The organism is Pandoraea sp., assembly GCF_041919235.1.
Taxonomy (GTDB): Bacteria; Pseudomonadota; Gammaproteobacteria; order Burkholderiales; family Burkholderiaceae; genus Pandoraea.
Genome location: NZ_JAYRUC010000022.1, coordinates 51,150 through 65,953, shown reverse-complemented (window position 1 = coordinate 65,953; position 14,804 = coordinate 51,150). Strand labels below are relative to the sequence as shown.

Here is a 14,804-nt window from a genome sequence, read left to right as displayed (position 1 = left end):
AATACATGTGTGACCGGGATACTGCCAGCCTGAGTGGACATCGTCCGCAGACAAAGACCCCGCAACCACCGCACGCTCCCGGAAGGACACCCGCTCATGGCTCAGGCCCACGTACTTGGATTGCCGCGCATCGGCGCGCAACGTGAACTCAAATTTGCCGTCGAGGCGTTCTGGCGTGGCGAGATGAGCGCCGTAGCGTTGCAGTCGGTCGGACGGCGCATTCGTGCGGCCAACCGGCGTGCGCAGCGCGAGGCGGGGCTCGACTGGATCACCGTCGGAGACTTCCATTGGTACGACCAGGTGCTCTCCACCCTGGCGTTGGTCGGCGCGCTGCCGGCACGCTTCGGCGCGGTGCCGCCCGCGCTCACCGTCGCGGACTACTTCGCCGCCGCGCGGGGCAACGCGCAGCAAGGCGCGATGGAAATGACGAAGTGGTTCGACACGAACTATCACTATCTTGTGCCGGAGTACTCGCCGCAGACGCGCTTCGGCGCGGGCACGCAATGGCTGTTCGACGAGGTGGCCGAAGCGCTGAACGAGGGCGAGAACGTCAAGCCGGTGCTGCTCGGACCGCTCTCGCTGCTGTATCTGGGCAAGGAGAAGGGCGGTCTGGCAGATCGTCTCTCGTTGCTGCCCGAGCTGCTGTCTCAATATGAGCGGGTGCTGGCTCGCCTGAAGGCGCAAGGCGTGACGTGGGTGCAGGTCGACGAACCGATTCTCGCGCTCGACTTGCCCGAGCGGTGGGTGGACGCCTTCGCCCCGGCCTACCGGCGCCTCGCGCCCGTGGCGCCGTCGATGTTGCTTGCCACGTACTTCGGCGATGTCAGCGAGCACGCGGCCATGTTGGCTGCGCTGCCTGTGGCCGGAGTGCATCTCGATGGCGTGCGCGCACCGGACCAGCTCGACGTATTCGCCGCACAGTGGCCGCAGGACAAGGTGCTCAGCGCCGGGGTGGTCGACGGGCGCAACGTCTGGCGCTGCGATCTGACGCGCACACGCGCATTGCTCACGCCGCTTGCCGAGAAACTCGGGGATCGCCTATGGGTGGCGTCGAGCTGCTCGCTGATGCACAGCCCGGTCGATCTGGCGAGCGAGGCGCGACTGGATAGGGAAGTGCGCGCGTGGCTCGCGTTCGCTGTGCAAAAGCTCGGCGAAGTGGCATTGCTGCGCCGCTCGCTCGACGCGGCGGACTTCGCAAGCGCAGACGTCCAGGCTGCCTTCGCGGCCGACGCCGCGGCGCAGGCGGCGCGTCGTACGTCGCCGCGCACGCGCAACAGCGTGGTGCAGAAGCGTCTGGCGGCGCTCACGCCGGCCGACGCGCGCCGTGCGTCCGACTATCCGGTGCGTGCGCGCGCGCAGCGTGCCTGGCTTAAGCTGCCCGTGCTGCCAACGACGACGATCGGTTCGTTTCCCCAGACGGGGGCAATTCGTACGGCGCGTGCCGACTTCAAGCGCCGCGCGCTGTCGCATCTGGATTATCTGGAGACGATGCGCGCGCAGATTCGCCTGGCCATCGACAAGCAGGAGGCCTATGGGCTCGATGTATTCGTGCACGGCGAGGCCGAGCGCAACGATATGGTCGAGTACTTCGGCGAACTGCTCTGGGGCTTCGCGATCACCGAGCACGGCTGGGTGCAGAGCTACGGCTCTCGCTGCGTGAAGCCGCCGGTGATCTATGGCGACGTGTACCTGCCCGAGCCGATGACCGTCACGTGGAGCGCTTACGCGCAGCAACTCACCGACAAACCGGTCAAGGGCATGCTGAGCGGACCGGTGACGATGTTGCAATGGTCGTTCGTGCGCGACGATCAACCGCGCGAACGCACGGCGTTGCAGATCGCGCTGGCGTTGCGCGAGGAAGTGGCGGCGCTGGAGAAGGCAGGCGTGCGCGTGATTCAGATCGACGAGCCTGCGCTGCGCGAGGGGTTGCCGCTGCGCGCGCGCGACTGGCCGTCGTATCTCGAGTGGGCGGTGCGGGCGTTTCGCGTGTGTTCATCCGGGGTGGCCGACGACACGCAGATCCACACGCATATGTGCTATTCGGAGTTCCACGACATTCTGCCGTCTATTGCCGCGCTCGACGCCGACGTGATTTCCATTGAAGCCACGCGCTCCGACATGGAGTTGCTTGGCGCGTTCGAGGCCTTCGCGTACCCGAACGAGATCGGCCCGGGGGTGTACGACATCCACTCGCCACGCGTGCCGTCGCAGGCGGACATGGAGCGCCTGATCGAGGCGGCGCTCGCGCACATTCCGGCGGAGCGCCTGTGGATCAACCCCGATTGCGGTTTGAAGACCCGCGACTGGGCGCAGGTCGATGCGGCATTGGCCCATATGGTCGCTGCCGCCCGTGCTGTGCGGGCGCGTCTGTCGGCGGCGCCCACGCAGGCGCGGGCCGCGTGACGCCGCGTGACACATCGCTTGTGACGCAGCGCATGTGACGCATCGAGGCACAAACGCCAACGCCGCCGATACGGTTGCGCATCGGCGGCGTTGGGGGACTTGCGATGCCTTCGGTGCTGTCGGCGCTGTCGGTGCAGCGCGGCTCAGGCCAGTGCTTTCTCGACGATCTCGCGGACGTCTTTCGACAGTGCCGCGTGCTGCGACACTTCCTGCAACGCTTCGCGCATGCGCTCGCGCAAAGCGGGCATGTACTTGCGCCAGCGGTCCATCACGCGCGCCAGACGTGCTGCAACCTGCGGGTTAAGGGCATCGAGCGCGAGCACCTGTTCGGCCCAGTACCGGTAGCCGGAGCCGTCGGCGGCATGGAACTGTGCGGGATTGCCGCTGCAGAAGCTGAAAATCAATGAACGCGCGCGGTTGGGATTCTTCAGTGTGAAGGCCGGATGGCGCATGAGCTCACGTACGGCGTCGATCACACAGTGGCTGCCGTCGCCGCGTTGCATGGCTTGCAACGCGAACCACTTGTCGATGGCGAGCGGCTCGTGCTCGAAGCGTCGATAGAAGTCCTCCAACGCTTCGGCGGCGTGGTCGTGGCCCTGTGCGTGGCCCTGTTTGTGGCCCTGCGCCGCGCCACCTTCGCGGGCGCCCGTGCGGCAATGCACCAGTGCGGTGAGCGCGGCGAAACGATCCGTCATGTTGTCCGCGGCGTCGTACTGCGTGCGTGCGGTTTGCGCCGTGCCGGCGTCCGACAACTCCATCAGGTAAGACAGCGCGAGGTTCTTGAGCGCGCGCTCGCCTGCGGAAGCCGCGTCCGGCTGGTAGGGCCCCGGCGCGCGATGGTTGTGATAAGCCGCGAGCCACTCGGTGTGCAGCGACGCCGCGAGACGCTGGCGAAGATACTGACGCGCCGCATGGATGGCTGCCGGGTCGATTTCCGTCATCTGCTCGCCAAGGTACGACTCGGACGGCAGCGTGAGCGCCTGCGCGCGGAACGCCGGATCGAGCGCTTCGTCGCGTAGCACCTGGCGGAAGGCTTCGAGCACGTAGCTGTCCACACTCGGCAATTCGCCCATCTGAATCGATTCGACGAGCGCGAGCAACTGACGCGTGGCCAACCGCTGCCCCGCTTCCCAACGATTGAACGGATCGCTGTCGTTGGCCATCAGGAATGCCAGTTCGTCGATGGTGCACTCGTACTCGACGATCACCGGGGCCGAGAAGCCGCGCAGCAGCGACGGCATCGGCGCGTGCGGCACGTCGACGAATGTGAAGCGCTGTCGCTCCTGCGTGAAGTCGAGCACGCGCGTGGTGGGCGCGGGTCCATCGATGGGGTGGCCGGCGTCATCGGCCAGGCGCAGCGCCATGTCACGACCGTCGCGATCGAGCAGGCCGACCGCGAACGGAATATGGAACGGCTGCTTGACGAGCGTGCTGTCCTGCAGCTCGACGCCGACCTTCGGGCAGCGCTGGGTGAGGGTGAGCGTATAGGTGCGCGCGGCTTCGTCATACGCAGCGTCGACCGTCACGCGCGGGGTGCCGGCCTGACTGTACCAGCGGCCGAATTGCGTGAGATCGCGACGATTGGCGTCGGCCATCGCTGCACGGAAGTCGTCGCACGTCACCGCCTGACCGTCGTGACGCTCGAAGTACAGATCCATGCCTCGGCGGAAGCCCTCGCGCCCGAGCAGCGTTTGATACATGCGAACGACTTCGGCGCCCTTCTCGTAGACGGTGACCGTGTAGAAGTTGTTGATCTCGACGTAGCTCTCCGGGCGCACCGGGTGGGCCATCGGACCGGCGTCTTCGGGGAACTGCGCCTGGCGCAGCACGCGCACGTCGTCGATACGCTTGACGGCACGCCCCGACTCGGAACCCATCATGTCGGCAGAGAACTCCTGGTCGCGGAACACGGTCAGGCCTTCCTTCAGGCTCAACTGGAACCAGTCGCGGCAGGTCACGCGATTGCCGGTCCAGTTATGGAAGTACTCGTGCCCCACCACGGCTTCGATGTTGCCGAAGTCGTCGTCGGTCGCGGTGGCGGCATCGGCCAGCACATACTTCGTGTTGAAGATGTTCAGCCCCTTGTTCTCCATCGCCCCCATGTTGAAGTCGCTCACCGCCACGATCATGAAGCGGTCGAGGTCGAGCACGCGGCCAAAGCGCTCCTCGTCCCACCGGATCGAGTTGACGAGCGAATGCATGGCGTGCGCGGTCTTGTCCAGATCCTGCGGCTGGACCCAGACCTGGAGCAGCTTCTCGCGGCCGTCGCCGGCCACAATGCGTTCCTCGCGGCAGACCAGTTGGCCGGCCACCAGCGCAAACAGGTAGCTGGGTTTCTTGAAGGGGTCGTCCCAGATGGCGAAGTGACGCCCGTCGGGCAGGTCGCCCTGGTCGATCAGATTGCCGTTGGCCAGCAGCACCGGATACGCTTCGCGATCGGCGCGCAGCGTGACGGTGTACGTCGCCATCACGTCCGGACGGTCCAGGAAGTACGTAATCTTGCGAAAGCCCTCGGCTTCGCATTGCGTGAAGAAGTTGCCGCCCGAGACATACAGCCCCATGAGCGACGTGTTCTCCTGCGGTCGGCAGCGCGTGACGAGCGCGAGCTCGAACGCGTTGGGCGGTGCTTCGACCGTGAGCGATTCCTCATCGGTGCGGTAGGCGGCCCAAGGCTTGCCGTCGACTTCGAGGCTTACCAGTTGCAGGCCTTGGCCCACCAGTTCGAGATCGCCGCCGGGACCGGCCGGATTGCGGTGCACGCGCATTCGACTGGTGACTGTCGTGACATCGGGGGCAAGGTCGAAGTCGAGTTGGACGGTGTCGATCAGGTACGCCGGGGGCGTATAGTCGGAGCGTTGGATGACACCTGCGAGGTCGGTTCTGAGCATGGACGGTGTTTCGCGGACGGCCAGGAATTCACAAATTGTAACGGAGTGGCGGCGGCTTCGCGTTCAAGCGAGCGATTTGCTGAATTTTGCGTGGGTGCGATCAGTCCAATGACTGGGATGTGCGCGGGGCGCCATCCTATGCTTAAATCGGCGCGAGCGGCGTGCATCGGTGCGCCCGGCCTTTCTCTGGAGCAGTCGATCATGTGGAAACGATGGGCAATGGCGACGTTGGCCGTCGCCAGCGTGTTGCTGGCGGGCTGTGCCAGCACGGTAACGAGTCAGGTGACCGCGTTCGGCGATTCACCGGGCTTCGAAGGTCCACGGACTTACGCGCTCACGCGCACACCGGAACAGCAGAACAATCTGGAGCACGCGACTTACGAGCGTTGGTTGCGCACGCGTCTGGCGGGAGACGGCTTCAATGAGCAGAGTCCGTCGAGCGCGCACTACCTGATCGGGATGACCTACCGCATCACCCAGCAGGTGATGCGCGTGGCCGAACCGGCCTACGATCCGATGTTCGCCCCCGGTCCGTGGGGGCCGTGGGGGCGTCCGTGGGGCTGGTACGGCTATCCGTACGGTGCGCCGCCCGCGTACATCGAGCGCGATTATCCGTATGGGCTCGCCGAGTTGCAGTTGCGCTTCACGGACCGCGCGAGCGGCAAGGAGGTGTACCGCGTGCAGGCCAATACCAGTGACGCGGGCACGTCGCTCGCCTCGGCCATGCCGTACCTGATCGACGCGGCGCTCAGGCAGTTGCCGTTCCCGAGCGGGCGCACGGTCAATGTTCAGCAGAAGGTCGGGCAATAAGGCATACAGGCATACGGCAGACAGCCACCTTATGCCGAAGTAATGCCGCAGTAGTGCCCGGAGTAATGGCGGCGTAATGCAGGCGTAATGCAGGAGTAGCGCAGGAGAAATACAAGAGTAGCGCCGGAGTAGCGCCGGGCGTTGTTTGAACGCGCGCGTCACTCCGGCGTTTGGCGTTTACTGCATCAACGTGACGATGGCGAGTACTGCGAAGATCACGGCGGCGACGGCGTGCACAGCCCGGGTCGGCAGGCGGCCGGCGAATTTGTGGCCCAGGAACACGGCCGGCACGTTGGCCAGCATCATGCCGAGCGTGGTGCCGGCCACAACGCCGAAGAAGTCCTGATAGCGCGCCGCGAGCATGACCGTGGCGATCTGCGTCTTGTCGCCCATCTCCGCGATGAAGAACGTGAAGACGGTCGTCGCGAACACGCCGAACTTGCGTCGTGTGGTGGACTCTTCCTCGTCGAGCTTGTCGGGAATGAGGATCCAGATTGCCATGCCGAGGAACGATGCGACGATGGCCCACTTCATGACAGCCGGGCTGATCGCCGTGGACAGCCATTCGCCGACAGCGCCGGCAAAGCCGTGATTGACGAGAGTCGCGACGAGAATGCCGAGAATGATCGGCACGGGCTTCTTGAAGCGCGCGGCGAGGACGAGGGACAGCAGTTGGGTTTTATCGCCGATTTCGGCGAGCGCGACCACACCGGTCGAGACGAGGAATGGGGACACCTGTTATATCTCCGCCGGGCCGTGAATTTTGCGAGCCAATGACAATGCGTCCCGGCCCGGGTGGCGGAAGCATCGTCATCGGTCTCGCCAGGCCCGAGGGCTGCGCACGCCATAGCCGGAATCGGCCAAGTCTGTTGACGTACGCCCCTGCCGAAGACTACCGTCTACGACAGGGCGGCTACTCCCCAATGAATCGGAGCGGATTATAGCATCCGCGGTGTGACAGGCAAGCGTGGCGCAAGGAAAAAAGGGCAGCCCAGCGGCTGCCCAAGGAGATCCCCGGCCGCATGCCCCTTGCGCGCGGCCGGTGACCGCGAGGGAATGCGCGTCGAGCCGAGGCGACGGCGCGCGTTCTCTCGCGTAACACGAGGCGTCAGTGGGTTGCGCGACGATGTACCGGCTTGCCGGCGGCGTAGGTGGTCGCGATGGCACGGTCGTCGCCGAGCATGGCGAAGGCGAACAGCAGTTCTTCGAGCGATTCGGCCAGTGCCGTGCGACGTGCGAGCAGCGGCGTGGCCTTCGGGTCGAGCACCACGAAATCGGCCTCTGCACCTACGGCGAGCGTGCCGATGGTGCCGTGCAGATCCAGCGCGTGCGCGGCGCCCTCGGTAGCCAGATAGAACATGCGTTCGGCCGAGAGGTGATAGCCCGACAGGCGCGCCACCTTGTGCGCTTCGTTCATCGTCTGGAGCATCGAGAAGGTCGATCCGCCGCCCACGTCGGTCGCGAGCGTCACGGGCATGCGGCTCGCCTCGGCGGCCGCGAAGTCGAACAGGCCGCTGCCCAGGAACTGGTTCGATGTTGGGCAATGCGCGGCGACGGTGCCCGTCTCGAACATGCGGCGACGGTCATGCTCGTCGAGCCAGATGCAATGGCCGTATACGGCTCGCTTGCGCAGCAGCTTGTAGTGGTCGTACACGTCGAGATAGCTGCGGTGGCCAGGGAAGAGCGAGCGCACCCATTCGACTTCGTCGGTATTCTCGGCCACATGGCTTTGAATGAAGACGTCTTGATACTGCCCGGCAAGTTCGCCGCACACGCCCAACTGGGCTTCGGTCGACGTCGGTGCGAAGCGCGGCGTGAGCGCATAGAGCTGGCGACCCTTGTTGTGCCAGCGCTGAATCAGTGCCTCGCTGTCGCGTGCGCCGCTCTCGGCCGTGTCGCGCAGGAACGTCGGGCAGTTGCGATCCATCATCACCTTGCCGGCGATCATGCGCAGGTTGCGCGCATCGCTGGCCTTGAAAAACGCGTCGGCCGAGCCGGGATGCACCGTGCAGTACACCATGGCGCTCGTGGTGCCGCCGCGCAGCAACTCGTCGAGGAAGAACTCGGCGACGTCGGCGGCATACGCCGGATTCTCGAAGCGGCGCTCGGTCGGAAAGGTGTACTTCTCGAGCCAGGGGAGCAGCCCCGGCGCGGGCGACGCGATCATATCCGTCTGCGGATAGTGGATGTGTGTGTCGATGAAGCCGGGCGTGACGATCTTGTCGCGCAGATCCTCGATAGCGGTGCCTTGCGGCAGTGTCGGGACCACCTTCGCGTAGTCTCCGACGGCGGTGATGCGGCCGTTCTCGAACGCGACGACACCGTCGGTATGGTGCACGGTGCCGGGCGTGCCGTCGAGCGAGGCACGCGCGGGGTCGTGCGTGAAGTAGACCAGTTGCGCGCGCACGGCGCGCAGGGCTTCGGTTGTCGTGGACATGTACAGGGCCTTCTGTTGTTACATTTGCGTGAGCAGCAGCACTGCCAGCGCGGCGACGATCCACATCGCCGGCTTGATCTCCTTCACACGCCCGGTGAACAGCTTGAGCACGACGAACGCGAGGAAACTGTAAGCGATGCCGTCCGTGATCGAATACGAAATCGGAATCATCACAACTGCGATGAAGCTCGGGATCGCCTCATCCATGCGGTGCCATTCGATGCGCGCCACCGATTCCATCATGAACACGCCGACGAGAATCAGGGCCGGCGCGGTTGCGATGGCGGGCACCAGCGAGAGCATCGGCGACACGAACAGGAACGGCAGGAACAGCAGGGCGCATACGACGGCAGTCAGCCCGGTGCGTCCCCCTTGCGCAATGCCGGCCGCCGATTCGATGTAGGCGTTCGCCGGGCTCGTGCCGAGTGGGCCGGAGATCAGCACCGAGAACGAATCGACGATCATGGCCTGGCGCATATTGCGGGGATTGCCGTCGCGGTCCTTCATGTTACCGGCTTCGGCAATGCTCATGAAGGTCGAGAGCGTATCAAAGAATGCCGTGAAGAGCATCACGAAGATGAACGGCAGGTACGCGACCTTCAGCGCGCCCAGCAGGTCGAGCTGGCCGATGCCCGAAAAGTCGGGCGCCGCGAAGAAACCCTGGAAGTTCACCAGCGTGGCCGTGGCGAGTTCCTTGGGGAAGTACGCGCTGCCGTTGCCCCACAGTCGGCCAATGGGAATGGCCATGAGCGTGGTGGCGACGATGCCGATCATCAGCGCACCGTTCACGCGCCGCGCGACGAGCACGGTCGTGAGCGCCAGCCCGATGAGGAAGGTGACGGTCGGTGGCGACAAGTGGGCCAGACGCACGACCGTGACCGGGTCGCTCACCACGAGCTTGGCATTGACGAGCCCGATCACGGTGATGAACAGGCCGATGCCACACGAGATCGCGTAGCGCAGATTCGCCGGAATCGCCTCGACGACGAAGCGTCGCACATTGAGCGCGGCGAGCAGTGCGAAGAGAATGCCCGACCAGAACACGCAGCCGAGCGCCGTCTGCCACGGCATGCCGACGCCATGCACCATCGTGAATGCGAACAGCGCGTTGAGTCCCATGCCCGGTGCGACCAGCACCGGATTGCGCGCGTAGAGTCCCATCGCACAACTGCCGAAGAAGCTGATGAGCACGGTGGCGGTGAGCGCCGCAGGGAACGCCATGCCGGTTTTCGACAGAATGGCCGGGTTGACGACGATGATGTACATCGCCGCGAGAAATGTCGTGATGCCCGCGATGACTTCCGTGCGGAACGTCGATCCGAGCGCTGTGATACCGAAATATCGGTCGAGCGTCGAGACAGGTTGCGCGCCCGCCACGCGCGTGTTGTCGAGAATCGCGTCGGGCGCGGCACGACCCGCCGGGGGGCTGAGCGATGAGTCCATGGGGTGTTGTCTCCGATGTTCTAAGGTGTTGTGTGTGCTCGACGTTGCAGGTGTGGGGGCACCGCGTGACGCCTATCTGGGCACGCTCAAAAAATAGCATCGGGTCCGGAGGAAAATATTCCTCAAGTGGAATGTTCCTCATCATCGCGAGCTAATGTGGCGAAGTGCCGGGCGAGGCACCCTGGCTTGCGCGGACACAAAAAAACGCCCGAAAGATGTTCGGGCGTTTCAGCGAGAAGGCGGGGCGGCAGGCGGACCGAGCGCTAACTCGCCTGCGCAGCACGGAAGCGTTCAAGTTCGCCCACCAGACGGCGCTTTTCGCTATCGTCGATGAACGAGGCCTCGAAGCTGTTCCTTGCCATCGTGTAAGCGTCCTCGAGCGTCATGTCGAGCGCATCGAACGTCGCCAGGAAGTTGTCGTTCAGATAGCCGCCGAAGTAGGCGGGATCGTCCGAGTTGATCGTCACCGCCAATCCGCGCTTGAGCAGCGCGTGCAGCGTGTGTTTCCCCATGTCGTCGAACACTTTGAGGCGCACGTTCGACAGCGGGCATACCGTCAACGCGATCTTCTCGCGGGCCAGGCGCTCGAGCAGCGCGTCGTCTTCGATGGCGCGTACGCCATGATCCACGCGCTCGACGTGCAGCGTGTCGAGCGCCTCGTGGATATACGCGGGCGGTCCTTCTTCCCCGGCATGCGCCACGATGTGCAGACCCAGCGCGCGGCAACGCTCGAACACGCGGGCGAATTTGGCGGGCGGGTTTCCCTGCTCGGACGAATCGAGTCCCACGCCGACTAGCCGGTGTCCGAGGGTGTTGAAATACGGTAGCGCCGTTTCCAGCGTTTGCAGGGCGTCTTCTTCGGACAAATGACGCAGGAAGCAAAGAATCATCCGGCTTGTGATGCCGTGCTGCGCCTGCGCTTCGGCCAGCGCGCGTTCGATGCCGCCCACGACCGTCGCCATCGAAACGCCGCGCGCCGTGTGCGTCTGCGGATCGAAAAAGATCTCCGTGTGACGGATGTTATCGATGAGCGCACGCGCCAGATAGGCCCGCGTCATGTCGTAGAAATCTGCTTCGGTGAGCAAGACGCTCGCGCCGGCGTAGTAGATGTCCAGGAACGACTGCAGATCGGTGAAGGCGTAGGCGGCGCGCAGCGCTTGCACGCTCGGATACGGCAGCGTGACGCCGTTTCGCTCGGCGAGCCGGAAGATCAGTTCGGGCTCCAGCGTGCCCTCGATATGCAGATGCAGCTCCGCCTTGGGCATGGCGCAAAGGGTCTTGGCGAGTTCTGGCGTGAGTGGCATGGAGAGTTCGAGTTGAGGGGGATGGGCGGGATTCTACCGTCGTCGGCGAACGCCGGTCACGCACTCGCCCGGCCGGCTTCAGAGGGTGACGCCGGTATCGTGCGACGGTGCAGGGGTGTTTGGGCGCATCTGCTGCTCGCGTACACGCAACAGTTGTGCGGCGACAGCAATCGCGATGGTCGCCGGTGCTTTGCCGGTAATGCCGGCCACGCCGATGGGGCAGATCATTTGCTCGAAGCGCTCGGGCGGCACCCCGCGATCGCGCAGACGATGCTCGAACTGACGGCGCTTGGTCATCGAGCCGATTAAGCCGAAGTAGGCAAAGTCGTCGCGTTTGAAAATCGCCTCGCATAAACGCTGATCCAGCGCGTGGTTATGCGTCATGACGAGAAAATACGCTCCCGGCGGCGCTTCGGTGACAACGGCCTCCGGTGTGTCCGTCGATTCCACGACGGTGTTCGCCGGCACCGTCTCGGGGAATGTTTCGTGACGTTCGTCGGCCCAGGTCACGCGGCACGGCAGCGTGGCCAGCACCTGCACGATGGCCTGTCCGACGTGTCCCGCGCCGAACAGCACGATATGAAAGTCGCTGGGTGCCAGACGCTCGCTCAACCAGAACCAGCCGTCGCTGCCTTGCCAGAACGAGCAGGCGGCATCGTCGGCGTCGCGGGTCAGCGTGTGGGGGTGCGCCAGCGGTTCGTTCGCGTCGAGCGCCGTCAGTACGACGGGGCCGCCTTGCTGCTGGCTCGCTGCGGCATCGTCCCCCGGCGCCCCGAAGGCCACGCTGCGCAGACTGGCCTCGCCGGCCGCGAGCCGCTTGTGCAGCGCGCTGACCCAGGCCAGATCGGCCAGCGTGAGGACTTCGAACGCGAGGGTGACGGCACCGCCGCAGCATTGTCCGAGGCTCGGGCCGAGGGCGAAGCGCTCGACGTGCCGCGCGCCTTGCTGCGCGTACCGGCGCAGCAACTGGCGCGCGACGTCCATTGCGCGCCATTCGAGATGGCCGCCGCCGATGGTTTCCCACACGTGCTCGCGCGTCACCAGCAGATGCGTGCCTGCTTCGCGCGGCGCAGAGCCTTCCACGCGCGCAATCGTCACCAGTACCGCCGCCTCGCCGCGGGCGAGCAGCTTGTGCGCGGCGTCGACCCAGCGATGCATCAGGCGGCGCTGCGCGTGCGCAGCTCGGTGATCGCCATGAGCAGCGCTTCCGACGTGGCCGGCGCATTGAGTACCGGCTCGTCGCGATAGTCGTTCACGCTCGCCACCGCATCGCGCAGCGCGTTGAATACCGAGAACGGCAGCAGCAGCGGCGGCTCGCCGACAGCTTTGGAGCGATGGATGGCGTCGGCGACGTTCGTGTTCTCGAACAGCGCCACGCGGAAGTCCGTCGGACAATCGCTGATGCCGGGGATCTTGTAGGTGGACGGTGCGTGCGTCATGAGCTTGCCCTCCTTGTTCCACCACAGTTCTTCCGTCGTCAGCCAGCCCATGCCCTGAATGAACGCGCCCTCGACCTGCCCGATGTCGAGCGCCGGGTTGATCGACTTGCCGGCGTCGTGCAACACGTCGGCCCGCAGCAGACGCCATTCGCCCGTGAGCGTGTCGAGCACCACCTCGGAGACGGCCGCCCCGTAGGCAAAGTAGAAGAACGGGTGGCCGGTCATGGACGCGGCATCCCACGACAGGCCCGGCGTGGCGTAGAAGCCGTCGGACCATAGCTGTACGCGCGCCCAGTAGGCCGCTTCCACCAGATCGGGGAAGGGGATGGTGTGACCGTTCACGCTGACGACGTCGTTGGCAAAGCACACATCGTCGGCCGATCCGCCGTACGTCTGCGCTGCAAATGCGGCAAGACGCTGGCGAATCTGCCACGCGGCGTTCTGCGCGGCCTTGCCGTTGAGGTCGGCGCCCGTCGAGGCGGCGGTGGCCGACGTATTCGCCACCTTGCTGGTGTCGGTCGCGGTGACACGCACATGCGAGAGGTCGACCCCCAGCTCGTGCGCCACCACCTGTGCGACCTTCGTGTTCAGGCCCTGGCCCATCTCGGTGCCGCCGTGATTGACCAGCATCGAGCCGTCTCGATAGATGTGCACCAGCGCCCCGGCTTGATTGAAAGCCTGCACGTTGAACGAGATCCCGAACTTGAGCGGCGTGAGCGCGAGTCCCTTGCGCAGCACCGGACTCGTGCGATTGAACGCGCGCACGGCGTCGCGCCGCGCGCGGTACTCGCTGGTTTGCTCCAGTTGCGCCACGAGCTCGTGAATGACGTTGTCCTTGACGACCTGTCCGTACGGTGTGGTGTTGCGCTCGGTCTTGCCGTAGAAGTTCACGCGGCGAACGTCGAGCGCGTCTTTGCCCAGACGCCGTGCGATGGCGTCCTGCACCACCTCCATGATGAGCGCGCCCTGCGGGCCGCCAAAGCCGCGAAACGCCGTATTCGATTGCGTGTTGGTCTTGCCGCACAGCGCTCGCAGATCGGCATCGGGCACGAAATAGGCATTGTCGAAGTGGCAGATGGCGCGCGTGGCGACCGGTCCCGACAGATCGGCAGAGAAGCCCGCGCGCAGCGTCATGTCGACCTTCGCGCCCGTGATGCGGCCGTCGTCGTCGAAGCCGACGTCGTACTCGAAGTAGAAGCCGTGGCGCTTGCCGGTCATCATGAAGTCGTCGTCGCGATCGAGTCGCAGCTTCACCGGGCGCTTCAGACGCGTGGCGCAGAGCGCGGCGACACAGGCAAACAGGCCCGATTGCGATTCCTTGCCGCCGAAGCCGCCGCCCATGCGACGGCATTCGACTTGCACCTGATGGCTGTGCCAGCCGAGGGCATGCGAGACGAGCGCCTGCATTTCGGTCGGGTGCTGCGTCGAGCAATAGACATGGATGCCGTCGTTTTCCTTCGGAATGGCATACGAAATCTGCCCTTCGAGATAGAACTGCTCCTGCCCGTTGCATTCGAAGGTGCCGCTCAGCCGGTGCGGTGCGGCTTGCAGTGCGGCGTCGGCGTCGCCCCGGCGCAGGTGATAGGGCGGCAACACGCCGGCACCGGCTGCCTTGGCAGCCTGCGGTGTGAGGAGGGCGGGCAGGTCTTCGTATTCGCCCTTGGCCAGACGCGCTGCGCGGCGGGCAGCGTCGTGCGATTGCGCCACCACGGCGAACATCGGCTGACCGATGTACTGGACGATGCCGTCCGCGAGAATCGGGTCGTCGTGAATGACGGGGCCACAGTCGTTCACGCCGGGGATGTCGGCGGCGGTGAGCACTGCGACCACACCGGGCGCGCGGCGCACGGCGTCGAGGTCGAGCGAGAGCACGCGGGCGTGCGCCCTGGGCGACGCGCCGAGCGCGCAATGCAGCGTGCCTTGCACCTCGGGGATGTCGTCGGTGTAGGTGGCTTCGCCGGCCACGTGGAGTTCGGCGGACTCGTGCGCGCGCGAGCGGCCCACCTGTGCGCCGGCCGCTGCGTTGGCACCGGATTGCGTCATGAAGCCTTCGACTTGCGTGTTCATGGGCACCCTCCGG

9 protein-coding genes and 1 riboswitch are annotated in these 14,804 nt (G+C 65.3%); of the genes, 2 read left to right on the top strand and 7 right to left on the bottom strand.

Annotated features, from left to right (window positions below; all coding sequences use genetic code 11):
- Positions 1–96 precede the first annotated feature (96 nt).
- The gene (metE, locus tag ACE3UG_RS17375; protein WP_374626157.1) at positions 97–2,403 is read left to right on the top strand and encodes a 5-methyltetrahydropteroyltriglutamate--homocysteine S-methyltransferase; all 2,307 of its coding nucleotides are present in this window, start codon (positions 97–99) and stop codon (positions 2,401–2,403) included.
- Positions 2,404–2,546: 143 nt separating this feature from the next.
- On the opposite strand, the gene pepN is transcribed toward metE, so the two are convergent.
- A complete protein-coding gene (gene pepN, locus ACE3UG_RS17370; protein ID WP_374626155.1) occupies positions 2,547–5,291 on the bottom strand; it encodes an aminopeptidase N in 2,745 nt (914 codons plus the stop codon).
- A gap of 201 nt (positions 5,292–5,492) precedes the next feature.
- On the opposite strand from pepN, the gene ACE3UG_RS17365 reads away from it, so the two are divergent.
- Entirely contained in the window at positions 5,493–6,101 is a 609-nt protein-coding gene (locus ACE3UG_RS17365) for a DUF4136 domain-containing protein (protein WP_374626153.1), read from the top strand.
- A 177-nt stretch (positions 6,102–6,278) separates the two neighbouring features.
- On the opposite strand, the gene ACE3UG_RS17360 is transcribed toward ACE3UG_RS17365, so the two are convergent.
- The 6 genes from ACE3UG_RS17360 to xdhB form a co-directional block, all read right to left on the bottom strand.
- Positions 6,279–6,836 (bottom strand): TMEM165/GDT1 family protein, encoded by a 558-nt coding sequence (locus ACE3UG_RS17360; protein ID WP_374626151.1) that lies wholly within the window; start codon positions 6,834–6,836, stop codon positions 6,279–6,281.
- Between the two features lie 15 nt (positions 6,837–6,851).
- Positions 6,852–7,035: riboswitch (yybP-ykoY riboswitch) on the bottom strand.
- A 174-nt stretch (positions 7,036–7,209) separates the two neighbouring features.
- Positions 7,210–8,538, bottom strand: coding sequence for a guanine deaminase (gene guaD, locus ACE3UG_RS17355; RefSeq protein WP_374626149.1), 1,329 nt, complete (start codon positions 8,536–8,538; stop codon positions 7,210–7,212).
- A gap of 18 nt (positions 8,539–8,556) precedes the next feature.
- Positions 8,557–9,981 (bottom strand): NCS2 family permease, encoded by a 1,425-nt coding sequence (locus ACE3UG_RS17350; RefSeq protein WP_374626147.1) that lies wholly within the window; start codon positions 9,979–9,981, stop codon positions 8,557–8,559.
- 263 nt (positions 9,982–10,244) lie between these two features.
- Positions 10,245–11,285: an adenosine deaminase gene (locus ACE3UG_RS17345; protein ID WP_374626145.1), complete on the bottom strand. Its 1,041-nt coding sequence runs from the start codon at positions 11,283–11,285 to the stop codon at positions 10,245–10,247.
- A 78-nt stretch (positions 11,286–11,363) separates the two neighbouring features.
- Positions 11,364–12,443, bottom strand: coding sequence for a xanthine dehydrogenase accessory protein XdhC (xdhC, locus tag ACE3UG_RS17340; protein WP_374626143.1), 1,080 nt, complete (start codon positions 12,441–12,443; stop codon positions 11,364–11,366).
- Positions 12,443–14,791, bottom strand: a complete 2,349-nt coding sequence (gene xdhB / locus ACE3UG_RS17335; protein ID WP_374626141.1) for a xanthine dehydrogenase molybdopterin binding subunit — start codon at positions 14,789–14,791, stop codon at positions 12,443–12,445. The genes xdhC and xdhB overlap by 1 nt, the downstream gene beginning before the upstream one ends.
- Positions 14,792–14,804 lie beyond the last annotated feature (13 nt).